At 68.5% G+C, this 19,860-nt stretch carries 20 protein-coding genes; 11 read left to right on the forward strand and 9 right to left on the reverse strand.

Annotated features, from left to right (window positions below; all coding sequences use genetic code 11):
- Positions 1-55: 55 nt before the first annotated feature.
- The 3 genes from A9976_RS20950 to A9976_RS20960 all read left to right on the forward strand — a co-directional run bounded on the left by A9976_RS20950 (position 56) and on the right by A9976_RS20960 (position 3,167).
- Positions 56-667: a class I SAM-dependent methyltransferase gene (locus A9976_RS20950; RefSeq protein WP_183020608.1), complete on the forward strand. Its 612-nt coding sequence runs from the start codon at positions 56-58 to the stop codon at positions 665-667.
- Between the two features lie 8 nt (positions 668-675).
- The gene (locus A9976_RS20955) at positions 676-1,521 is read left to right on the forward strand and encodes a tRNA-uridine aminocarboxypropyltransferase (protein ID WP_183020609.1); all 846 of its coding nucleotides are present in this window, start codon (positions 676-678) and stop codon (positions 1,519-1,521) included.
- Positions 1,522-2,018: 497 nt separating this feature from the next.
- The gene (locus A9976_RS20960; protein ID WP_013804553.1) at positions 2,019-3,167 is read left to right on the forward strand and encodes an acyltransferase; all 1,149 of its coding nucleotides are present in this window, start codon (positions 2,019-2,021) and stop codon (positions 3,165-3,167) included.
- 80 nt (positions 3,168-3,247) lie between these two features.
- Here the strand turns inward: A9976_RS20960 and A9976_RS20965 are convergent, their stop codons facing one another.
- The 3 genes from A9976_RS20965 to A9976_RS20975 form a co-directional block, all read right to left on the reverse strand.
- Entirely contained in the window at positions 3,248-3,895 is a 648-nt protein-coding gene (locus A9976_RS20965) for a DUF924 family protein (protein ID WP_183020610.1), read from the reverse strand.
- Positions 3,896-4,095: 200 nt separating this feature from the next.
- On the reverse strand, positions 4,096-5,481 hold the full coding sequence (gene yjjJ, locus A9976_RS20970; RefSeq protein WP_183020611.1) for a type II toxin-antitoxin system HipA family toxin YjjJ: 1,386 nt from the start codon (positions 5,479-5,481) through the stop codon (positions 4,096-4,098).
- Between the two features lie 280 nt (positions 5,482-5,761).
- A complete protein-coding gene (locus A9976_RS20975; RefSeq protein ID WP_183020612.1) occupies positions 5,762-6,835 on the reverse strand; it encodes a porin in 1,074 nt (357 codons plus the stop codon).
- Positions 6,836-7,129: 294 nt separating this feature from the next.
- On the opposite strand from A9976_RS20975, the gene A9976_RS20980 reads away from it, so the two are divergent.
- Positions 7,130-7,678 carry a DUF1439 domain-containing protein gene (locus A9976_RS20980; protein ID WP_183020673.1) on the forward strand — a complete coding sequence of 183 codons (549 nt, stop codon included), beginning with the start codon at positions 7,130-7,132 and terminating at the stop codon, positions 7,676-7,678.
- Positions 7,679-7,705: 27 nt separating this feature from the next.
- Here A9976_RS20980 and A9976_RS20985 read toward each other — a convergent pair whose 3' ends face one another.
- On the reverse strand, positions 7,706-8,692 hold the full coding sequence (locus A9976_RS20985) for a tripartite tricarboxylate transporter substrate binding protein (RefSeq protein ID WP_183020613.1): 987 nt from the start codon (positions 8,690-8,692) through the stop codon (positions 7,706-7,708).
- Positions 8,693-8,835: 143 nt separating this feature from the next.
- Here A9976_RS20985 and A9976_RS20990 point away from each other — a divergent pair, with 143 nt between their 5' ends.
- Positions 8,836-9,558, forward strand: a complete 723-nt coding sequence (locus tag A9976_RS20990) for a glutathione binding-like protein (protein WP_183020614.1) — start codon at positions 8,836-8,838, stop codon at positions 9,556-9,558.
- Positions 9,559-9,689: 131 nt separating this feature from the next.
- Positions 9,690-10,736 carry a pirin family protein gene (locus A9976_RS20995; protein WP_183020615.1) on the forward strand — a complete coding sequence of 349 codons (1,047 nt, stop codon included), beginning with the start codon at positions 9,690-9,692 and terminating at the stop codon, positions 10,734-10,736.
- Between the two features lie 16 nt (positions 10,737-10,752).
- Here the strand turns inward: A9976_RS20995 and A9976_RS21000 are convergent, their stop codons facing one another.
- The 3 genes from A9976_RS21000 to A9976_RS21010 are packed head-to-tail and all read right to left on the reverse strand — an operon-like array spanning position 10,753 to position 13,607.
- Positions 10,753-11,205, reverse strand: coding sequence for a carboxymuconolactone decarboxylase family protein (locus tag A9976_RS21000; RefSeq protein ID WP_183020616.1), 453 nt, complete (start codon positions 11,203-11,205; stop codon positions 10,753-10,755).
- A gap of 16 nt (positions 11,206-11,221) precedes the next feature.
- Positions 11,222-12,580 carry a lyase family protein gene (locus A9976_RS21005; protein ID WP_183020617.1) on the reverse strand — a complete coding sequence of 453 codons (1,359 nt, stop codon included), beginning with the start codon at positions 12,578-12,580 and terminating at the stop codon, positions 11,222-11,224.
- Positions 12,581-12,596: 16 nt separating this feature from the next.
- Positions 12,597-13,607 (reverse strand): tripartite tricarboxylate transporter substrate binding protein, encoded by a 1,011-nt coding sequence (locus A9976_RS21010; RefSeq protein ID WP_183020618.1) that lies wholly within the window; start codon positions 13,605-13,607, stop codon positions 12,597-12,599.
- Between the two features lie 99 nt (positions 13,608-13,706).
- On the opposite strand from A9976_RS21010, the gene A9976_RS21015 reads away from it, so the two are divergent.
- On the forward strand, positions 13,707-14,621 hold the full coding sequence (locus A9976_RS21015; protein WP_183020619.1) for a LysR family transcriptional regulator: 915 nt from the start codon (positions 13,707-13,709) through the stop codon (positions 14,619-14,621).
- Here A9976_RS21015 and A9976_RS21020 read toward each other — a convergent pair.
- Positions 14,614-15,501, reverse strand: coding sequence for a LysR family transcriptional regulator (locus A9976_RS21020; protein WP_183020620.1), 888 nt, complete (start codon positions 15,499-15,501; stop codon positions 14,614-14,616). The two genes, A9976_RS21015 and A9976_RS21020, sit on opposite strands and share 8 nt — an antisense overlap.
- A 116-nt stretch (positions 15,502-15,617) precedes the next feature.
- Between A9976_RS21020 and A9976_RS21025 the strand changes: the two genes are divergently transcribed.
- From A9976_RS21025 to A9976_RS21040, 4 genes are all read left to right on the forward strand, one after another.
- Positions 15,618-16,979 (forward strand): acyclic terpene utilization AtuA family protein, encoded by a 1,362-nt coding sequence (locus tag A9976_RS21025; protein ID WP_183020621.1) that lies wholly within the window; start codon positions 15,618-15,620, stop codon positions 16,977-16,979.
- A gap of 13 nt (positions 16,980-16,992) precedes the next feature.
- A complete protein-coding gene (locus tag A9976_RS21030; RefSeq protein ID WP_183020622.1) occupies positions 16,993-17,352 on the forward strand; it encodes a hypothetical protein in 360 nt (119 codons plus the stop codon).
- Positions 17,353-17,399: 47 nt separating this feature from the next.
- The gene (locus A9976_RS21035) at positions 17,400-18,383 is read left to right on the forward strand and encodes a tripartite tricarboxylate transporter substrate binding protein (protein WP_183020623.1); all 984 of its coding nucleotides are present in this window, start codon (positions 17,400-17,402) and stop codon (positions 18,381-18,383) included.
- 69 nt (positions 18,384-18,452) lie between these two features.
- Positions 18,453-18,923 carry a peptidylprolyl isomerase gene (locus A9976_RS21040; protein WP_183020624.1) on the forward strand — a complete coding sequence of 157 codons (471 nt, stop codon included), beginning with the start codon at positions 18,453-18,455 and terminating at the stop codon, positions 18,921-18,923.
- 87 nt (positions 18,924-19,010) lie between these two features.
- On the opposite strand, the gene A9976_RS21045 is transcribed toward A9976_RS21040, so the two are convergent.
- The gene (locus A9976_RS21045) at positions 19,011-19,856 is read right to left on the reverse strand and encodes a class III extradiol dioxygenase family protein (protein ID WP_183020625.1); all 846 of its coding nucleotides are present in this window, start codon (positions 19,854-19,856) and stop codon (positions 19,011-19,013) included.
- Positions 19,857-19,860 lie beyond the last annotated feature (4 nt).

Consider the following 19,860-nt stretch of genomic DNA (forward strand, 5'->3'; position numbering starts at 1 on the left):
ACGCCATACTCCCGCCCCGATGCGCCTGCGGGCGCCCCACCCCCAAGGAGAATGCGTGCAATCAGCAAGTGACCAGTGGTTCGACGAGGCGTACTACCAGCGCTACTACTTCGACAAGAAGACCAGCGTGGTCGATACCGAGCATGTGAACCGGCTGGGCGCTTTCGTCTGTTCCTACCTGAGTTATGTGCGCGTGCCCGTGCGCCGCGTGCTGGATGTAGGCTGCGGCATCGGTCTTTGGCGCGATGCGGTGCAGCGCCACTTCCCCGGTGCCAGCTACCACGGCGTGGAGTTCAGCGAGTACCTGTGCGGGCGCTTCGGTTGGGAGCGCGGCTCGGTGGTGGACTATGCGGCGCATGATCCTGCAGAGCCCTTCGATCTGGTGATCTGCCAGGGCGTGCTGCCCTATCTGAGCCCGCCGGATCTCAAGCGCGCGCTGGCCAATCTGGGGCGGTTGAGCCGAGGCGGTCTGTATGTGGAGGCGGTTGCGCGCGAGGATTACGAACGCGGCGTGATCGATGAGGATCTGACCGATCCGCGCCTGTTCCGCCACCGGGCCGATCTGTACCGGCGCGGGCTGGCCGAGCATTTCAAGGAACTGGGAGGCGGCGTGTGGCTGAGCCGCCGCGCCGAGCTGCCGCTGTTCGAGCTGGAAAGCGTGGGATGAGCCTGGAAATGTCAGCTGTGCCTGCTGCGGCGCAGGATGCCTGCGTGCCTCTGTCCTATCTGCGCGGCGTGGACTCCGGCGTGGCGCCGCATGCGGTCTCGCGGCTGCGCACGCAGCGGCTGGCGCGCAGCACGCGGCCGTTTCTGTCGCGCGGCGGGCCGCGCGGTGAGCGTTGCGAGGGATGCCGGCTGCGGCCTTCGCACTGCCTTTGCGCGCTGCGTCCCATGCTGCCGACGCGGGCGGGCTTTTGCCTGTTGATGCACGATGCCGAGCCGCTCAAGCCCAGCAACACGGGCTGGCTGATCGCCGATGTGGTGGAGCAGACGCATGCCTTCGGCTGGGCGCGCACCGAGGCCGATGCGGGCCTGCTGGCCTTGCTCGATGATCCGCAGTGGCAGCCCTATGTGGTGTTTCCCGGCGAGTTCGTGGAGCCGCCGCAGCGCGTGGTGCATGCGCTGTCGGCGCCCCGAGCCGGGGTCGAACCGAACCAAGGCCGGCGCCCGCTGTTCATCCTGCTGGACGCGACCTGGCCCGAGGCGCGCAAGATGTTCCGCAAGAGCCCTTACCTGGACCGCTTTCCGGTGCTGAGCCTGCACCCGGACCAGGTGTCGCAGTACCGCCTGCGTCGCTCCCAGCGCGAAGACCATTTCTGCACCAGCGAGGTGGCGGCCCTGTGCCTGGAGCTGACGGGCGACGGAGGCGACCGGCGCGCAGGCCGCGCGCTGGAGAGCTACCTGGCGCTGTTCACCGAGCACTATCTGCGCGCCAAGAACCAGCAGCCGGTGCAGGCAGACAGTGACGCGCGCCGTGGTCTGCAGGACGCAGTCTCATCCCGCTGTACGCCTGAAGAATAAAAACGATAGCGGTGAACGCTTGTGTTCATTGGGATTGGCGTCGTTTTGTTCCAAATTGTTGACAGCGCATCCATCGCTCAGGCCCGGTGTGCGCCGGTGGCTTCACGGGGTGGAATGGGCCAGGGCGCAGCGATGCCAGCACAAACCTCCTGTTACGTTCTGGCTGCAGGGCGCTGCCCATACTCGCGGCGTGCGAAGAAAGGCGGATGGACATCCGGACGGGGGCATCGGACCCCGGGCTGAATGTCCATCGAACCTCGTCCCCGGGCGGTGATGGCTAGAATCGGATTTCGCTGAAATTCATCGGCCTGGCCCCGCTCAAGCGGGGCTTGTTCGTGCACGCAGGGCCGCCCGTAGAGGCGGCCCGCATCCTCCAGGTGCGCCGCAGCCGCGGCTCGCGGATTGCTGGTCACAGCATCCGCCGGGAACCTTGGGGCGTGCCGTCTCTCTTATCGCGCTGGACCATGCGTTGCGACCCTCCCGGGGACGGCTGCGCCATGTCCGCGTGCTCCATTTTTCATGGGGTTTGTTCATGGCCCGGGGCGTATGCCCCGGCGTTGGAAAGGTGTCCGGTTTTGGTGGTCAAGGATTTCAAACTGCACTACAACCCCGCCCTTGACGGGCTGCGGGGCGTGGCGATCCTGTTGGTGATCTTGTCGCACTCCCATGCGCCTTTGTTCGATGGCGCATTCTTCGGGGTGGACCTGTTCTTCGTGCTCAGCGGCTATCTGATCACCTCGCTGCTGCTGATGGAGAACGAATCCGAGGGCCGCATCGGCTTCTGGCGCTTTTACCGCCGCCGCTTCTATCGCCTGATGCCGGCGCTGGCCTTGTTCCTGGGTGCGTACTGCATCTTCGCTCCCTTGCTGTGGCCGGACCTGAACGACATCTACACCGATGCGCTGGTCTCCATCCTCTATCTGGCCGACTACGGCATCGCCTTCTTCGACAGCCCGGACACGCTGCTGCACATGTGGTCGCTGTCGGTGGAGGAGCATTTCTACCTGATCTGGCCGCCGCTGCTGGTGCTGCTGCTGCGCTTTTCCAAGCCGGGCCGCCTGTGGCGCCCGATTGCCCTGCTGTGGGCGCTGAGCTGGCTGTGGCGCGTGTACTGGGTGGACCAGGGCCAGCATTTCTATGAGATCTTCTTTCGCTTCGACACCCGTGCCTCGGGCCTGTTCGCCGGTGCGCTGCTGGCGGCGGTGATGATCGAGCGGCCCGACTTCATCGCTGCACTGAAGGCGCGCATGCACCACGCCATGTGGGTGCCGCTGGCCGTGCCGCTGTTGATGGCACTGCAATGGGACAACCAGGACGCCATGGTCTGGGGCATCACCGTGGTGGAATGCGCTGCCGTGGTGCTGCTGGTGGCGGCAAGCCAGGGCTCGGGCCTGGTCTTCGACATGCTGTCGTCGCCCACGCTGGTGAAGCTGGGCCGCCTGTCCTATGGCGTCTACCTCTGGCACTACCCGGTGGTGCGCTATCTGCGCGCCGACTTCTCGTGGCCCGTGGTGGTGGCGCTGGGCCTGGCGATCTCGGTGGCGCTGTCGGCGCTGTCGTTCTACACGATCGAGCGCTGGGCGCTGCGCATGCGCGATGGCGAGCGCAAGGGCGGCGAGCGCCAGCCGCAGGCGCAGCCGGCCTGAATGCGGCAGCGCGCCGAAAGCAAAAAAGGGAACGTTGGCACGTTCCCTTTTTTTGTGGGTGAAGGAGATCCGCTGCGCTCTCAGAACCCTGAGCCGGGCTGGGACAGATACTGCAGTTCCTCGGGCGTGCTGGTGCGGCCCAGGATGGCATTGCGGTGCGGAAAGCGGCCGTAGCGCATGATGACGTCGCGGTGCCGGTGGGCGTAGTCCAGCGTACCGGCGAGGAACTCGCGCACGCCCTCGCCGCCAGCGTCACCGGCCTGATCGGCCAGGGCCTGGAAGGCAGCCACGCTGCGGTCCTGCAGGGCCATGTCCTCGGCATGCTCCAGCGGCAGGTAGCAGAAGATGCGCGCCACGGCTGGCAGGTCGGCATGGCGGTCATGGCCCAGGGCGATGCCGTCCAGCGCCAGTTGCAGCGCCTGCGGGTCGCCTGCAAAGCTGCGTGCCGTGCCCCGGAACAGGTTGCGCGTGAACTGGTCCAGCAACACGATCAGCGCCAGCCGCCCCAGCGCCGTGCCGGCCCAGCCGTCCAGTTGGCCGGCCAGCGCCTCTTCGACCAGGGCGCCGAAGCGCTCGCGGATCTGGTCATCAGTGGCATCGGACTTGATGAACCACAGGTTCTTGCAGGCCAGGGCGCCCGCGTTGTCGGGATGCGCGGAGCCCAGCCAGTAGCTGAGCACGTCGGCGATGCGCGGGTCTGCGGCGTGAGAAGGGGCAATGCTTGTCATCGGTGGCCAGGCTCTTGTCGGATGAGGAAGCCTTCGATTGTGCAGGCGCTGGTGTACTGCCCTTGTGGATGGCAGGTTTTGCGCAGTCAAAGCACAGCTTGTGCAGATGTTTTTCAAGAGAATATGCACAGGATCTTCAAGAGAAATTACCGGTGTTATCCACAAATAGGTATTCGGATTTCATTGATGTTGCCTGTCAATCAGGCACTCATGAATTCAAGATTTTTCGTGGCAATGTTGCGAAAGTCCCCGGAGATGCGTGCATCCTGCGCCACGGTCTGCCAGAAGCGGCGTGCCAGCGCCTGGGCATGCGGCCATTCGGCCAGCGTGGCGGCCGTGGGTCGCTGGGGCTGGGCGCCGAAGTCGCGCTCCACGATCTCGCCGTTGATGGGCATGTAGAGCATGGGCAGCATGTCGTAGGTGGGCGACAGCGCCCAGTCGCCATGGGGCTGCGGCAGCACGAAGGAGATGTTGCCGTAGTGCCGGTCGGTGTTGGCGATGAGCTGGCCGTAGGCTTCGAGCAGCCGCAGGCTGCGCGCGTCGGCCTCGGTGATGAGGCCGCGTGCGGCCAGGCGGTTGGCCGTGGCTGCCCAGTTGTCCACCTCGCCCACGTACTGGGCATTGAGCACCTGCAGGGACACCATGCCGATGCGTCCAGGGTTGCTGCCCGGGTGGTCCTGTGAGACTGGCACATCGGGTACATCGCCTGGCACATCGCCCGGCGCCGGCTGGCTGCGGTCGAAGCGCTCCGATTCGAGGAAGGCGCGGCCGCCATCGAGGAACAGCCGCGTGCGCGCTGCGGGCAGGCCGTCTTCGGCCAGGGTCTGCAGTGCCAGGTGCTCGCAGACCAGCAGGTCGCGTATGCGCTGCTCGGCCGGCGCGTTGCCTGCCGGTGAGAACTTGACGATGACGCTGCGCCCGGCCGTGATGCAGCAGAACTTGGGCTGCTCGCCGCCCGCCGACGAGCCCGGATGCGTGCCCTGCATGGCCTGCATGGCCAGGCGCGGATAGTCGGCCGCAGAGGCGGCGCGCAGCGTGCGCGCGGGCAGGGAGTGGAAGCGCTCGAAGGCGGCTTCGCCCACGATGAGGTTGCCCGGCAGGTCTTCGCCAAAGCGGGCCAGGGCGCGCAGCACATCGTCCTCGCCCCACTGGCGCGGGTCGCCGCCCAGCTGCAGTTCGGGGTGGCTGTGCGCAAAGCTGCGGCCGATGAAGCCCTGGGGCCGCATGTCGTCCAGGAACCAGGGCAGGCCGTCGTGCTGCTCGCTGAGGCCGTCGGCCTCATCCACCCAGAAGCCGCCGCCGTGCAGGGCGATCATGCGGCCGAAGGGCGACGCATGGCCTTCGGTGTCCACGCGCATGATGGCCACCTCGGCGCCCACGCCCGCCACCTGGCGCGGCAGCACATAGCGCTGCGTGCGTGCCGCCCCCACCTTGCGCACCTGGCCGGACTGGATCAGGGGTGCCAGCGCGCGCGATACGGTGGGCTGGCTCACGCCCAGCATCTGCTGGAGCTCGCGCGCCGCCAGCGCACCGCCCTGGCGGCGCAGTGCTGCCAGCACCTGCAGGGAAAGGTCTTCAGTGGCCATGGGGAATCAATTAATGAATGGATGAAAAAAGGGGTTAATTTATTGAAAATCAAGGATTTATGCAAATCCATGAATAGATATATGAATAGATAAAAAAACCGCGCCCAAGGGCGCGGCAAAGCTGGATTTCGCGGCGGCTTGCAGGTCTGCGAATCACGATCACAGCCTGTGAAACTGGCGTGCTCCAAGTCAGAGACGCCGAGCAAGAGCCGCCTCGCGGCGGGGGCGCCTAGCCGAGGGCGTCGTCCCCTGGGGGAAGCGGCGCCAGCCGCTCAGGGGGTCAGAAATTGTGCGTGATACCCAGGCTGATGCCGTTGGCGCGTGTCTTGTTGCCTGCGCCCTGGTAACCGTTCTTCCACCTGGTCGTGTCCAGCTCCAGGAACAGGCTGGTGCGCTTGGACAGCTGGTAGTCCACGAAGCCGATCAGGCGCTGGAAGCCGTCGTCGCCCTGGCCCGTGCGCTCGCGGTCCACCTTGTAGTAGCCGCCGTTCAGGCCGATGACGGGCGTGACGGCGTAGCGCGCGCCCACGGCCAGGATCTTGTTCGTGGTTTTCGCGGTGTCGCTGGTCTCGGCCTTGTTGCGGCCGTAGTTGAGCATCAGGCGCAGGTCGCCACGGCTCCAGGCGCCACCGATGTTGGCGGCGTCCAGCGTGCGGCCGCTGGCGTCGTGGAACTGTGTGTAGGCGCTGGTCAGCACCAGGTCGTCCTGGCGCCAGTCCAGGCCCAGGCCGCGCGTGTCCAGGCGCGAGGCCGACACGCCGGTCTCCCCGAAGCTGTACATGGCGCGCGCCGTGAGGCCGCCAAAGCTGCCCGAGTACTTGATGGAGTTGTTGACGCGGTTGGAGCCCACCTTGGTGTTGGTGGCGCCCCATTCGTTGTTCAGGCCGTGGCCCGTGAGGCTGGTGACCTGGATGTTGGGGTTCAGGCCCGCAAAGCGCAGGGCGATGGGATCGACCAGGCCCACGGAGTCGGAGATCAGCGTGTTCTGCCGGCCAGCCGTGACCGCGCCCCAGTGGCCGGCCAGGCCCACGATGGCCGCCCGGTCGAAGGTGCCGGCCACGCCGCCGATGCCGCCCACGTCGGCGCCCAGCGTGGATTCGAGGTTGAAGATGGCGCGCAGGCCGCCGCCCAGGTCCTCGCTGCCGCGTATGCCCCAGCGGCTGGTGGGGCCCACGCCGCTGTTGACGGAGCCCATGCTGCCCGCAGCCGGCGCATTGGCGCCCGACAGGCCGCTTTGCGCGCGCACCGACACGTCGATGATGCCGTACAGGCTCACGCTGCTGGTGGACTGCGCCAGGGCGGGGCCGGCCGCGCAGCCTGTGGCCAGCAGGGCGAGGGCGATGTTCTTCTTCATGGTGTCTCCTTGATTTCTTCTGGAAGGCGGGAACTTTGCGAGCGGCCGAGTTTCCGTATGGGAGCCGGTACTGCCTATGTCCGGCGGGCACTAGCTGCTATGTCGTTTCGTTCTCGAAGTGGCTGCGCGCAGGTGCCGGGCAACACCCACTGCAGGGACAGGGAATAGCCCCTGGCGGGACAATGTCGCTCTCAAAAAACATAGCGCCATGCGTATGGCATGCATGGCGCTTCAGGGTTTCGTGTCGGGCTTTCTGAGGCTTGTGCTGTCGTGATGAATCGCCGCTTTTTGTTGATGGTCGTGGCAGCGGGCTGGAGCCTGGCTGCGACCGGGTGTTCGGGTAAGTCCGGGCCTGGGAATGTCTCGGTTTCGCGGCAAAGGCTGCAGGAGGTGGTGGCCCAGCGCTTTCCCCGGCAGTTCCCCGTGGCCGGCATGCTGCAGCTCAAGCTGCATTCGCCGATGCTGGGACTGCTGCCCGAGCGCAACGCGCTCAATGCGGTGCTGCAGGCCGATCTGTCGGGGCCCGTGCTCAAGCAGGGTTATGGCGGCCACCTGAACCTGGACTTCGCGCTGCGCTACGAGCCCACGGACCGCACGCTGCGCGCCCACCAGATCAAGGTCAACAGCCTGGTCATCAACGACTTGGCGCCCGCCATGAGCGACATGCTCACCACCTATGCCAGCGCGCTGGCCGAGCAGGCGCTGGGCCAGCTCGTGCTCTACCAGCTGCAGGACAAGGAACTGGCCCTGATGGACTCGCTGAACATGGAGCCCGGCGCCATCACGGTGACGCCGGACGGCCTGAGCGTGGCCCTGGTCCAGAAGCCCGTCGCGCCGCGCTGAGCGCAGCGGCGCACCTTCGCCCGCGCCTCAGTCTGCGCGGATATTCGCAGCGCGAATCACCTCGCCCAGCTCGGCGCTCTCGGCCTGAATGAAGGCGCCGAACTCGGCCGGCGTGCCGCCCATGGGCGATGCGCCGATGTCGGCCAGCTTCTGCAGCACGGCCGGCTGCGCCAGGCTCTTGTTCAGCGCCTGGTTCAGCGCCTGCACCACGGCCGGCGGCGTGCCGGCCGGTGCCACCAGGCCCCACCACACGGTGGCCTGCACGTTCACGCCCATCGAGCGCGCCGTGGGCACGCCCGGCAACAGGCGCGAACCATTGTGGTTGAGCACCGCCAGGGCGCGCAGCGCGCCGCTGCCCACATGGCCTGCCACCTCCAGCGGGTTGATGGCCATGAAGTCCAGCCGCCCGCCCAGCAGGTCGGTCACGGCGGCCGAGCCGCCCTTGTAGGGAATGTGCACGGCCTGGAAACCGCCTGCGCGCTCCAGCAGGGCGCTGGCCATGTGGCCAGAGCTGCCCACGCCAGCCGTGCCATAGGACAGCGCACCGGCCTTGGCCTTGCCGGCCGCGATCAGCTCGGCCAAACTTTTGTGGGGCGACTTGGCGTTGACCACCACGACCAGCGGCGCCTCGCCGATGCGGCCCACCGGGATGAGGTCCTTGAGCGGATCGAAATTGAGCTTGGCGTACAGCGCCTTGTTGGTGGTCAGCGTGTTGGATGCCGTCAGCAGCAGATAGCCGTCGGCCGCGCCGCGTGCCACCGCGCCCATGCCGATGTTGGTGCCGCCGCCGGGCTTGTTGTCCACCACCAGGGACTGGCCCAGCAGCTCGGCCATGGGCGGCGTGACCAGGCGCGTGATGATGTCCACGCCGCCGCCGGGCGAGTAGGGCACGACCACGGTCACGGGGCGCTCGGGGTAGCCGGCCGCTGTGGCGACCAGGGGCAGGGCCGCCCAGGCGGCGGCGGTGGTGCCGAGCAGGGCCAGTGCGTGGCGGCGGGTGGAATGTCTTGTCATGCATGTCTCCGTTGGTTTTTATGGCCAGGCGACAGGAGCCTGGTCCGCCATTATTTAGCGTGCCAGGCATGGCTGGGCGTCGAACGTTACGATGCAGCGGCCATCGATTTCTTGGCGAACCCGTCCAGCCTTCAAGGTGCCCCATGACTCCACAGAATCCGCTTTCCGCCTTTTCCGTCACGCGCAAGTGGCCGGCCACGCAGCCGGACCGCATCCAGCTGTATTCCCTGCCCACGCCCAACGGCGTCAAGGTGTCGATCGCTCTGGAGGAGATGGGCCTGCCGTATGAGGCGCACCGCGTGGGCTTCGAGAGCAATGACCAGCTCTCGCCCGAGTTCGTGGACACCTTTCCCAACAACAAGATCCCGGCCATCCTGGACCCGCAAGGCCCGGGCGGGAAGCCGCTGGCGCTGTTCGAGTCGGGCGCCATCCTGGTCTACCTGGCCGAGAAGTCCGGCAGCCCGCTGCTGCCCGCCGACCCGGCCGCGCGCTATGAAACGCTGCAGTGGCTGATGTTCCAGATGGGTGGCGTCGGCCCCATGTTCGGCCAGCTGGGGTTCTTCCACAAATTCGCGGGCAAGGACTTCGAGGACAAGCGCCCGCGCGACCGCTACGTGAACGAGTCCGTGCGCCTGCTGGGCGTGCTGGAGCGCCGCCTCACAGGCCGCGCCTGGGTGATGGGCGAGCAGTTCACCATTGCCGACATCGCCCTGTGGCCCTGGGTGCGCAACATGGTGGTGGAGCAGGGCTACAACGCGGCCGCGCTGCTGGGCTGGGAGCGCTTTCCCGAGCTGCAGCGCGTGCTGGCCGCCTTCGTTGCGCGGCCCGCCGTGCAAAAGGGCCTGGTGACGCCGCCGCGCAACTGACCCGGCGGGCGTTGCATTCCTGGGCCGCACTGTCCCAGCCATGGTGGCTTTCAAAACGGGCGCGGGGGCCGCATCTGTCCGAGAATGCAGCGCCCCCTTTTTCTTGCGGGCGCAGCCTCACAGGAGCCACGATGACCGCAGCCACCACCCCCGTCCTCCAGAGCCAGCCGCTGGGCCCGCTGTGGCCCACCATGGACCCCTTCCTGTTCTGTGCCCACCATGACGATGCCTATCCGCCCAGCGATGGCCGCCTGGGCGTGCAGGCCGTGGACCTGGAAGGCCGCCAGATGGGCAGCGACTTCAGCCGCAAGGACGGCTTTTCCATGTACCACGGCGAGGGCGTGCCGGGCTTTCCCGGCCACCCGCACCGCGGCTTCGAGACCGTGACCCTGGTGCGCAAGGGCCTGATCGACCATTCCGATTCGCTGGGTGCGGCCGCGCGCTTTGGCGGCGGCGACGTGCAGTGGCTCACGGCCGGCAAGGGAATCCAGCATTCGGAGATGTTCCCGCTGCTCAACAGCGACGCGCCCAATCCGCTGGAGCTGTTCCAGATCTGGCTGAACCTGCCTGCGCGCTCCAAGATGGTGGAGCCGCACTTCACCATGTTCTGGAACGAGCGCATCCCGCGCCTGGAGCACGCAGACGCCGCAGGCCGCAGGACCGTGGTCACCGTGGTCGCAGGCAGCCTGCCCGGCGCGGCGCCGGCCCTGCCGCCGCCGCCCGAATCCTGGGCCTCGCAACCCGAGGGCGACGTGGCCATCTGGACGCTGCGCCTGGAGCCCGGCGCACGCTGGACGCTGCCGCGCGCAGCCGGCGCGGATACGCAGCGCATGCTGTATTTCTTTGCTGGCCAGGCACTGCAGGTCGGGCCCACGGCGCTGGCCCAGCATGCGGCCCTGCATGTGGATGCCACGCAGGACTGGGAGCTGCACAACGGCGGCGCCGACACCGTGGAATGCCTGGTGCTGCAAGGCCGCCCCATTGGCGAGAGCGTGGCGCAGTACGGCCCCTTCGTGATGAACACGCAGCAGGAAATCATGCAGGCCATGCAGGACTACCGGCGCACCCAGTTCGGCGGGTGGCCCTGGGCCGAGCAGGACCCGGTGCATGGCGCAGAGAACCGGCGCTTTGCGCGCTACCCGGGCGCTGCGGCCGAGGAGCAGCCTCCGGCTGCCTGAGTCCGGTCAGGCCGCGTCAGGCCGCGTTTGCGGGTGGATGAAAGCTGGCCGGCGCGGGCGTGCGCCCCAGCTCCTTGAGGATCTTCAGCGTGATGGCCATGCCGGTGTTGCCTGCGGGCACGCCGGCATAGACGGCGGTCTGCAGCAGCACTTCGCGGATGGTCTCCAGGTCCAGCGGCGCGGCCTCGGCATCGGCCGGGTCGGCCAGCAGGCCCGTGCGGATGTGCAGCTCGAACTCTTCCCAGCGGCCCATGGAAGCCGTGATGGCCAGCACCATGATGCGGCGCGTGCGGCGCTCCAGGCCGGGGCGGCTCCAGATGCCGTCCCAGGCATAGGCCGTGATCATGCGCTGGAACTCCACATTCAGTTCGTTGGCGCGCGCCACGGATTGGTCCACCCATTCATCGCCCAGCACGCGGCGGCGGTTGGCAAGGCCGCGCTGCAGGGCGTCGGCGGAAGATTCGGTCATGGCGGGGTTTCCTGTGTCAAGCAATGGCATGGATCTGCGGCGCTGCCAGCAGCGCCAGGCATGCATCATGCGATGCCTGCACGGCGCGTGCCGGGTCGCAGGCCCGCGCCAGCGCATCTTGCAGCGCCTGCAGGGCCGCTGCGTCCAGCCGGGGCGCGGCCCATTCGGCCAGCAGCAGGCGCAGCTCGCGCCCCTGCTCCAGCGCCTGCGGGGCCAGCAGCTCCACGGCGGCCAGGGCCCCGGGCTTGCCTGTCCAGGGCGCCAGCGCATGCACGCAGGCCTCTGAAAACACCAGTCCGTGCAGGCCCTGCACATGGCCCAGCATGCGCTGGGGATGCACCTGCAGCGACTGCGCGGCCTGGCGCAATGCGGCGGCGGCGCCATGCACATGGCGCCACAGGTCGGGCCAGTGCGCGACCTCGGCCTGCCACTCGCCCAGCGCGCGCTCATGGGCCTGGGCCATGCAGCCCAGCAGCAGGGCCGCGAGCGGGGGCACGGCCTGGGCCTGTGCCACCGCCTGCATCAGGTGCACGGGATTGCGCTTGTGCGGCATGGCGCTGGAGGTGCTGCCGCGCGGTGCCTCGCTGACCTCGCCCACCTCGTACTGCGACATCAGCGACCAGTCCTTGGCCAGCTTGGCCAGGCTGCCGCCGCATACGGTGGCCTCCATGGCCAGGCGCATCCAGTCGTCGCGCTGGGTATGCCAGCTGCGGCCGCAGGCCGACAGGCCCAGGCGCCGGGCCAGTGCCTGCTCCACCTCGGCACGGTGGCTTCCCAGCACGGCGCCATTGCCCACGGCGCCGCCCAATTGCACGCACAGCGCAGCGGTGGCAAGCCTTTCGAGCTGTTCGATGCTGCGCCCCACGGCGGCAGCCGACTGCGCGCACTTGAAGCCGAAGCTGGTGATCTGCGCGGGCTGCAGCAGGCTGCGCGCCAGCATGGGCGTGGCCGCGTGCGTGCGGGCCAGGGCCTGCAGTGCAGACTGCAGCGCGTCCAGCTCGGCCAGCAGCGCCTGCAGGGCCTGCTGCGTGAGCAGGGCCTGCGCCGTGTCCACCGCGTCCTGCGTGGTCGCGCCCCAGTGCAGCCAGGGCAGGCCTTCGGGGGCATGGGCCTGCAGCCACTGCTGCAGCGGCCGCACCACGGCCAGGCCCAGCGCGCCGCTGGCACGCGCCTGCTCCACCACGCCTTCGCAGGTGAGCGGCGCCTGCGCGCAGGCGCGCGCAATGGCCTCGGCCGCCGGGCGCGGCACCAGGCCGCAGTCGGCCTGGGCTGCGGCCAGCGCGGATTCGAAGCGCAGCAGCGCCTGCAGCCAGCGCGCATCCGCAAACCAGTGGCCGCTGTCGGCCGGGCCCAGATAGTCCTTCACCAATGACATGCTGTCCTTGCCGGTCTCAGGCCGTGGCGCCCGAGGCCTTGATCACGGCCGCCCACTTGGCGCTCTCCACCTGGATGCGGGCCGCGTACTGCGCGCCATCGCCCAGCAGCGGCACGGCGCCCTCGATGCCCAGGCGCGACTGGAAGGACTCGGCAGACGCCACCTTGAGGATGTCGCGCCCCAGCGTGCGCACCGTCTCGGCAGGCGTGCCCCTGGGCGCGAGGATGCCGTAGGTCAGCGAGCTCTCGAAGTCGGCCAGCGCACGCACGCCGGACTCGGCCACCGTGGGCACGTCGGGCAGCTGGGGCTGGCGTTTGGCTCCGGTCACGGCCAGGGCGCGCAGCTTGCCGGCCTTCACCAGGGCCATGGCCGCGGGAATCACGCCAAAGCTGAAGTCCACATTGCCGCCCACCAGGTCGGTCAGCGACGGGGCCGTGCCCTTGTACGGCACGTGGATGGCCTTGGCGCCCAGCGCGTGGGCGAACATCTCGCCCGTCAGGTGGCCGCCCGTGCCCGAGCCGCTGGAGGCGTAGTTCATCTCGCCGCTGCGCCTGCGCATCTGCTCGGCCAGATCGGCCACGCTGCGCGCGGGCGAGGAAGCCGGCACCACCAGCAGCAGGGCCGACGAGGCGAACATGGCCACCGGCTGCAGATCGGTGGCCGCATTGAACTTGAGGCCCGGATACAGCGAGGGATTGATGGATACCGTGCCCGTATGGCCCAGCAGCCAGGTGCTGCCGTCGCCGGCCGAGCGCACCACGGCTTCCGTGCCCAGGTTGCCGCCCGCGCCAGCCTTGTTCTCCACGATCATCCCGTAGCCGAAGGACTCGTTGAGGCCATGCGCCATCTGCCGCGCAAACACATCGTTGCCGCCGCCCGGCGCAAACGGCACCACCAGGCGGCTGCCGCGCCGCTGGGCCAGGGTCGGCAGGGCGGTGGCCGCCATGGCCGCAGCCGCCGCGGACAGCCAGAGGCGGCGCGACAACGGGGCGTGAGCCTGGGCGTGAGAGGGGTGCAGGCAATCCATGCGTGTCTCCTGAAAATAGTCGTTGTCACGCAGTGTGGTGCAGCGGCGCCGGGGAAAACAGCAGTTGCATCTGCGTTGTGATCCAAGAGAATGTGTGAAATGGACGTGAGATACATACACAATTTCTTGAGAGTGGTGGACACCGGCTCCATGTCCGAGGCCGCTCGCCAGCTGGACCTGAGCCCCTCGGCCATTGCCCAGCAGATGCGCGTGCTGGAGGGTGAGCTGGGCGCTGCCCTGCTGGTGCGCCATGGCCGCAGCGTGCGCGCCACCGAGGCGGGCGAGCGGCTGTTCGAGCGCGGCCGCCAGCTGCTGCAGGACTTCGAGGGCCTGCGCGAATGGGTGGCCTCGGATGCCGACGGTGGCGAGCTGCGGCTGGGTACGGTGAACACGGCGCTGCACGGCTTTGTGCCCGCCGTGATGCGGGCCTTCGTGGCGCGCCACGCCGAGGTGCGCATCAGCGTGCGCGCCGGCCTCACGCCCGAGCTGTACACGGCCCTGGTCCAGTCCGAGCTGGACGTGCTGATCTGCCTGCAACCCTCGTTCGACCTGCCCAAGACCGTGTGCTGGGCCGAGCTGCGCCAGGAGCCTTTGGTCGTGCTGTGCCGCGCCCGCGATGCGCAGCAGGACCCGCTGGCCCTGCTGCGCACCCGGCCCCTGGTGCGCTACGACCGCTCCCTGGCCGGTGGCCGGCTGGCCGACCGCTACCTGCGTGCCCAGGGCATTGCGCCGCTGGAGCGCATGGAACTGAACTCGGTGCTGGCCGTGGCCATGATGGTAGACCAGGGCCTGGGCGTGGGCCTGGTGCCCGACATCGGCCCCGTGCTCTCCCAGGGCCGCGACGTGCGCGTGCTGGCCCTGCCCGAGCAGGGCGTCGCTGCGGACGGCGCCGGCTCGCGCCCTGCCGATGCGCGCAAGGTCGGCCTGCTGTGGCTGAACACCTCGGCCCGCGCGCGCTGGGCGCGCAGCCTGCTGGAATGCGCGCGCGAGTGCCTGGCTGAGGGCTCTAGCTGAACTGGGCCGCCAGGAAGTCCACCACGGCGCGCACACGCGGCGCCAGCGACCGGCCGCGCGGGTACAGCAGGTAGAAACGGTCGTCCTCGCTGCGCTCCTGGTAGGACTGCAGCAGGGGGACGAGGGCGCCGCGCTCCAGGTCGGCGGCGATGTGGAAATGCGCCAGCCGCACCACGCCCAGCCCCAGCAGCGCAAAGCTGTGCAGCAACTCGCCCTGGTTGGCGCCGATATGGCTGGGGATGTCGATGGTCCTCAGGCCTGCCTCGTCATGGAAGGTCCAGCGATTCCACTGCGTGCGGATGGTGAAATTCAGGCAGCGGTGGCGCAGCAGATCCTCGGGCCGCTCGGGGCGGCCGAATCGTTCCAGGTACTGCGGCGATGCCGCGATCACCCAGGGCCTGTGCATCAGCGGGCGGCCGATCAGCGTCTGCTCCGTGGGTCGGCCGCTGTGGATGGCCACATCCAGCCCCTGGCGGATGAAGTCCCCGCGTTCCGTGCCCAGCACGAAGTCCAGGTGCAGGCGCGGGTGCCTGTCCAGCAGCAGCGGCAGGCGTGGCGCCACCAGGTACTTGGCCGTGGTCAGCGCCGTGTGGATGCGCACCGTGCCCGAGATCTCGGCGTCGGCCACGCGGACCGAGGCCTCGGCGTCTTCCATGGCCTGCACCACCTGCTGGCTGGCCTCGCGAAAGCGCTCGCCCTCCTGCGTGAGGCGGATGGCGCCAGCGATGCGCTCGAACAGTCGCACGCCCAGGCGCATCTCCATGCGCGCGATGAGCTTGCTGACCGTGGAGGGCGCCAGTTGCAGGCGCCGTCCGGCGCCCGAGAAGCTGCCCTCCTCGACCACGCGCAGGAACACCGTCATCTGTCCGAACTGGTCCATGAGCGCCTCCGGTCTCCCTGTGAATTGCGTTCACATGCGCTATGGCCGCGCATGCGTTGTCTCGTGCAGGGCCACTGTACAGAATGGTTTCGACGACCAGAACGGAGACAACACCGATGAGCCAGAACCCGATCCTGCGCATAGGCGCGGGCGCCGCATGGTGGGGCGACCGCATCGAGCCCGCAGCCCTCAATGCAGAGCACGGCGCGCTCGACTACCTTTGCTTCGAAACCATGGCCGAGGCCACGGTTTCCGCCGCCCAGGTACGTGCGCGGCGCGACCCGTCCTTTCCCGGCTACGACACCTACCTGGACGAGCGCATGCGCGCCGTGCTGCCGGCCTGCATGCGGCAGGGCACGCGCATCATCTCCAACCAGGGCTGGATCAACCCGCAGGGCGCGGCACGGCGCATCGTCGAGTTGCTGGGCGAGATGGGCATCCACGGCGTCAAGGTGGCGGCCGTGGGCGGCAGCCTGATCACCGATCGGGTGCTTTCGCTGGCGCCCACCATCCTGGAAACCGGCGCATCCACGCAGACGCTGGCCGGCACGCTGATCTCGGCCGAGGCCTACCTGGGCGCCGAGCCCATCGTGCAGGCACTGAAGGCGGGTGCGCAGATCGTGGTGACGGGGCGCGTGGCCGATCCCTCGTTGTTCCTTGCCCCCATGGCGTACGAGTTCGGCTGGGACCCGCTGGACCACGAGCGCATGGGCGCGGGCAGCGGCATCGGCCATCTGCTGGAATGCGGCGCCCAGGTCACGGGTGGATATTTCGCCGATCCGGGCCTCAAGGATGTGCCCGAGCCCTGGAACCTGGCCTTTCCCATCGCCGAAGTCGATGCCGATGGCGGTGTCACCCTCACCAAGGTCAAAGGCACGGGCGGCATGGTCACGGTGCAGACCGTCAAGGAGCAGATGCTCTACGAGGTGCATGACCCCGCCCACTACATCACGCCGGACGTGGTGGTCGATTTCACCCAGGCGCGCATTGTCCAGGCGGGCCCGGACCGCGTGCGCGTGACGGGCCTCACCGGCAAGCCGCGCACGACCACGCTCAAGGTTTCCATGGGATGCACCGAGGGCTTCATCGGCGAGGACATGTTCTTCTACGCAGGCCCCGGCGCGCTGCGCCGCGCGCAGCTGGCGCGCCGCATTCTGCAGGAGCGCTTCGACATCGTGAAGCTGGAGGCCGAGGAGGTCCGCATCGACTTCCTGGGCCTGAACGCCGTGCACGGCGCGGCCACGCCGCAGCAGGCGCCCGAGCCCTACGAAGTGGCGGTGCGCGTGGCAGCGCGCACCCGCACGCGCGAGCAGGCGGCCAAGGTGGGCCGCGAGGTGGATGGCATGGCCGTCTCGGGCATTGCCCATACGGGCAAGCGCGTGCCCCACCAGGAGCGCACGCGCGAGGTGATCGGCGTGTGGTCGGCACTGGTTGCGCGCGAGCAGGTGCCCGCGCACATCGACTATTTCACGAGCTGAACGGGAGGCAGGCATGACCGCCAAGGTACGACTGGAACAGGTGGCGCATACGCGCTCGGGCGACAAGGGCAATACCTCGAACATCGCCGTGTTCGCCTACGAGCCCGCGCTGTATCCGCTGCTGTGCGAGCAGCTGACGGCCGAGCGCTTCAAGGCCTTCCATGGCACTGCCATCACGGGCGAGGTGCTGCGCTACGAGGCGCAGAACCTGCACGCACTGAACTTCGTCGCCCATGGCGCGCTGGGCGGCGGCGTATCGCGCAGCCTGTCGGTGGACAACTACGGCAAGGCGCTGTCGGCGGCCATCCTCGGCTTCGAGCTGGAAGTCCCTGTCGAACTGCAGCCACTGCTTCGCCAGCGGGCGCCGGGCTGAGCTTCGCCGCCTTGCATCACAGGCAAAGAAACAGAGGAGACAAAGACATGGCATTGCAACCCTTCCGAGCGCTTGCCGCGCTGGCACTGGCCGCGTGGACGGTGCTGGCCCCCGTGCAGGCCGGCGCCCAGGCCTACCCCTCCAAACCCGTGCGCATCGTCGTCCCCTATCCGGCGGGTGGTACGACGGACATCATTGCGCGGCTGGCGGCGGCCCAGCTGACGCAGCGGCTCCGGCAGCCCTTCGTGGTGGAGAACCGCGCGGGCGCCAGCGGCGCCATCGGCTCGTCGGCCGTGGCCCAGGCCGCGCCCGATGGCTACACCCTGGTCATGGGCACGGCCAGCTCGCACGGCATCAACTCGGCGCTGCAGAAAACCCTGCCCTATGACGCCGTGCGGGACTTCGCGCCCGTCACCGTGGTGGCCAGCACGCCCAACATCATCGTGGTCCATCCCGACGTTCCCGCGAAGACGCTGGCCGAACTGCTGGCCATGGCCCGGGCACGGCCCGGGCAGGTGAACTTCGGCTCCACCAGCCCCGGCGGCTCGCCGCACATGAGTGCCGAGCTGCTCAAGATGATGGCCGGCGTGGACATGGTCCATGTGCCCTACAAGGGCGCCTCGCCCATGCTCACCGACCTCATGGGCGGACAGATCCAGGTGGGGTTCGACAACCTGCCCTCGACCATCGCCTTCGTGCGAAGCGGAAAGCTGCGCGCGTTGGCCGTGACCACGGCGCAGCGCTGGCCTGGCGCGCCAGACATTCCCACGGTGGCCGAAAGCGGCGTGCCGGGCTACGAGGTCTCGGGCTGGTTCGGCCTGCTGGCGCCGGCGGGCACGCCGCGCGCCGTGCTCGATGCGCTGCAGTCGGCCGTCGCCCAGGCCGTGCGCGCCCCCGAGGTGGCCAGCCAACTGCGTGGCCTGGGCGCCGAGCCTGTGGCCAACAGGCCCGAGGCCTTTGCCCAGCAGATCCGTGCCGACGTGGAGAAGTGGCGCGGCGTGGCCAAGGCCACGGGCGTGACGCTGGAATAGCGCGCGTCGCCGACAATGGAGGTTTTGCGCGGCGCGCCTTCTGCGCTGCGGTTTTCCAAGGCCTTTGCCATGAACATCACCAAAGACACCGCCGTCACCATCAACTACAAGATCACCGACAAGCTGGGCAAGCTGCTCGACAAGGGCGACGTGGCCTATCTGCACGGCGGCTACGACAACATCTTCTCCAAGGTGGAAGCCGCCCTGGACGGCAAGGCCGTGGGCGACACGCTGACCGTGGACCTGGCCGTGGAAGACGCCTTCGGCGCGCGCGACGAGAGCCTGACCCGCACCATCCCCAAGGGCGAGTTCCCGCCCGGCGTGAAGGTCGGCGGCCAGCTGCGCGGCACGGATGACCAGGGCCAGCCCCAGATCTACCACGTGGTCAAGATCAAGGGCCCCGTGGTGCTGCTGGACGGCAACCACCCGCTGGCCGGCATGGCGCTGCACTTTGCCTGCAAGGTCACCGAAGTGCGCGCGGCCAAGCCCGAGGAAATCGAGCACCGCCACGTGCACGGCGGCCACGGCCACCACCATTGAGAGGCAGGGCCGGGATACACCCGGTCCGCACGGCCCCGCAAAGCACAAAGGCCGCCCCGCATGCCCGGCGGCCTTTGTGTTTTCCGACTAGACCGACTCCAGCGCCAGCACGGCCGTGGCGGTGTTGGAGATCGGTATGTGGTAGTTGCCGTGCACGCGCCGCACGCCGGGCGCAGCCGCGGACAGGGCACCGCGCATGGCCAGCCACATCAGCAGTTCCACGCCCTGGGTGCCGGTCTTTTCCACCAGTTCATGCACGCTGAACTGCGTGGCCCATTCGGGATTGGTGGCCATGCTTTCAAGGAACTGCAGGTCGAAGGCCTTGTTGATGAAGCCGGCGCGCTCGCCATCGAGCTGGTGCGACAGGCCTCCTGAGGCGATGACGGCCACGCGCTGGTCGCTGTCCCAGCGCGCGATGGCCCGGCCCACGGCCTGGCCCAGCGCATAGCAGCGGCGCGCCGAGGGCAGCGGGAACTGCACGGTGTTGATGCACACCGGCACGACGGCCACCGGGCAGTCGCCCTCGGGCCAGAACAGCTTGAGCGGCAGCGTGCAGGCGTGGTCCACCAGCATCTCCTGGCAGCTGACCACATCGAAATCCTCGCCCACCAGGGACTCGATCAGGTGCCATGACAGCTCCGTGTGGCCGCGCAGCGGTGCCAGCGTGGGAATGCCCCAGCCTTCGTCGGCGTTGCAGTAGCGCTCGGCCGCGCCCACGGCGAAGGTGGGCATCTTGTCGAGGAAGAAGTTCAGGCCGTGGTCGTTGTAGAACATCACCACCACGTCGGGGCGCTGCGCGGCCAGCCATTCGCGGATGGGCGGGAAGCCGTCGAAGAAGGGCTTCCAGTAGGGCTCGTTGTGCAGGCCCTTGTGGATGGCGTTGCCGATGGCGGGAATGTGCGAGGTGCCGAGGCCGCCGATGAGATGTGCCATGGTG

This window comes from Delftia sp. UME58 (assembly GCF_014170385.1).
Classification (GTDB): Bacteria; Pseudomonadota; Gammaproteobacteria; order Burkholderiales; family Burkholderiaceae_C; genus Comamonas; species Comamonas acidovorans.

What these genes read in the sequence shown, in the direction of transcription:
- A9976_RS20955 (WP_183020609.1), top strand. Translation starts at nt 676, where the DNA reads ATGTCAGCTGTGCCTGCTGCGGCGCAGGATGCCTGCGTGCCTCTGTCC.
- A9976_RS20960 (WP_013804553.1), top strand. Translation starts at nt 2,019, where the DNA reads ATGTCCGCGTGCTCCATTTTTCATGGGGTTTGTTCATGGCCCGGGGCG.
- A9976_RS20965 (WP_183020610.1), bottom strand. Translation starts at nt 3,895, where the DNA reads ATGACAAGCATTGCCCCTTCTCACGCCGCAGACCCGCGCATCGCCGAC.
- yjjJ (WP_183020611.1), bottom strand. Translation starts at nt 5,481, where the DNA reads ATGGCCACTGAAGACCTTTCCCTGCAGGTGCTGGCAGCACTGCGCCGC.
- A9976_RS20975 (WP_183020612.1), bottom strand. Translation starts at nt 6,835, where the DNA reads ATGAAGAAGAACATCGCCCTCGCCCTGCTGGCCACAGGCTGCGCGGCC.
- A9976_RS20980 (WP_183020673.1), top strand. Translation starts at nt 7,130, where the DNA reads ATGGTCGTGGCAGCGGGCTGGAGCCTGGCTGCGACCGGGTGTTCGGGT.
- A9976_RS20985 (WP_183020613.1), bottom strand. Translation starts at nt 8,692, where the DNA reads ATGACAAGACATTCCACCCGCCGCCACGCACTGGCCCTGCTCGGCACC.
- A9976_RS20990 (WP_183020614.1), top strand. Translation starts at nt 8,836, where the DNA reads ATGACTCCACAGAATCCGCTTTCCGCCTTTTCCGTCACGCGCAAGTGG.
- A9976_RS20995 (WP_183020615.1), top strand. Translation starts at nt 9,690, where the DNA reads ATGACCGCAGCCACCACCCCCGTCCTCCAGAGCCAGCCGCTGGGCCCG.
- A9976_RS21000 (WP_183020616.1), bottom strand. Translation starts at nt 11,205, where the DNA reads ATGACCGAATCTTCCGCCGACGCCCTGCAGCGCGGCCTTGCCAACCGC.
- A9976_RS21005 (WP_183020617.1), bottom strand. Translation starts at nt 12,580, where the DNA reads ATGTCATTGGTGAAGGACTATCTGGGCCCGGCCGACAGCGGCCACTGG.
- A9976_RS21010 (WP_183020618.1), bottom strand. Translation starts at nt 13,607, where the DNA reads ATGGATTGCCTGCACCCCTCTCACGCCCAGGCTCACGCCCCGTTGTCG.
- A9976_RS21015 (WP_183020619.1), top strand. Translation starts at nt 13,707, where the DNA reads ATGGACGTGAGATACATACACAATTTCTTGAGAGTGGTGGACACCGGC.
- A9976_RS21020 (WP_183020620.1), bottom strand. Translation starts at nt 15,501, where the DNA reads ATGGACCAGTTCGGACAGATGACGGTGTTCCTGCGCGTGGTCGAGGAG.
- A9976_RS21025 (WP_183020621.1), top strand. Translation starts at nt 15,618, where the DNA reads ATGAGCCAGAACCCGATCCTGCGCATAGGCGCGGGCGCCGCATGGTGG.
- A9976_RS21030 (WP_183020622.1), top strand. Translation starts at nt 16,993, where the DNA reads ATGACCGCCAAGGTACGACTGGAACAGGTGGCGCATACGCGCTCGGGC.
- A9976_RS21035 (WP_183020623.1), top strand. Translation starts at nt 17,400, where the DNA reads ATGGCATTGCAACCCTTCCGAGCGCTTGCCGCGCTGGCACTGGCCGCG.
- A9976_RS21040 (WP_183020624.1), top strand. Translation starts at nt 18,453, where the DNA reads ATGAACATCACCAAAGACACCGCCGTCACCATCAACTACAAGATCACC.
- A9976_RS21045 (WP_183020625.1), bottom strand. Translation starts at nt 19,856, where the DNA reads ATGGCACATCTCATCGGCGGCCTCGGCACCTCGCACATTCCCGCCATC.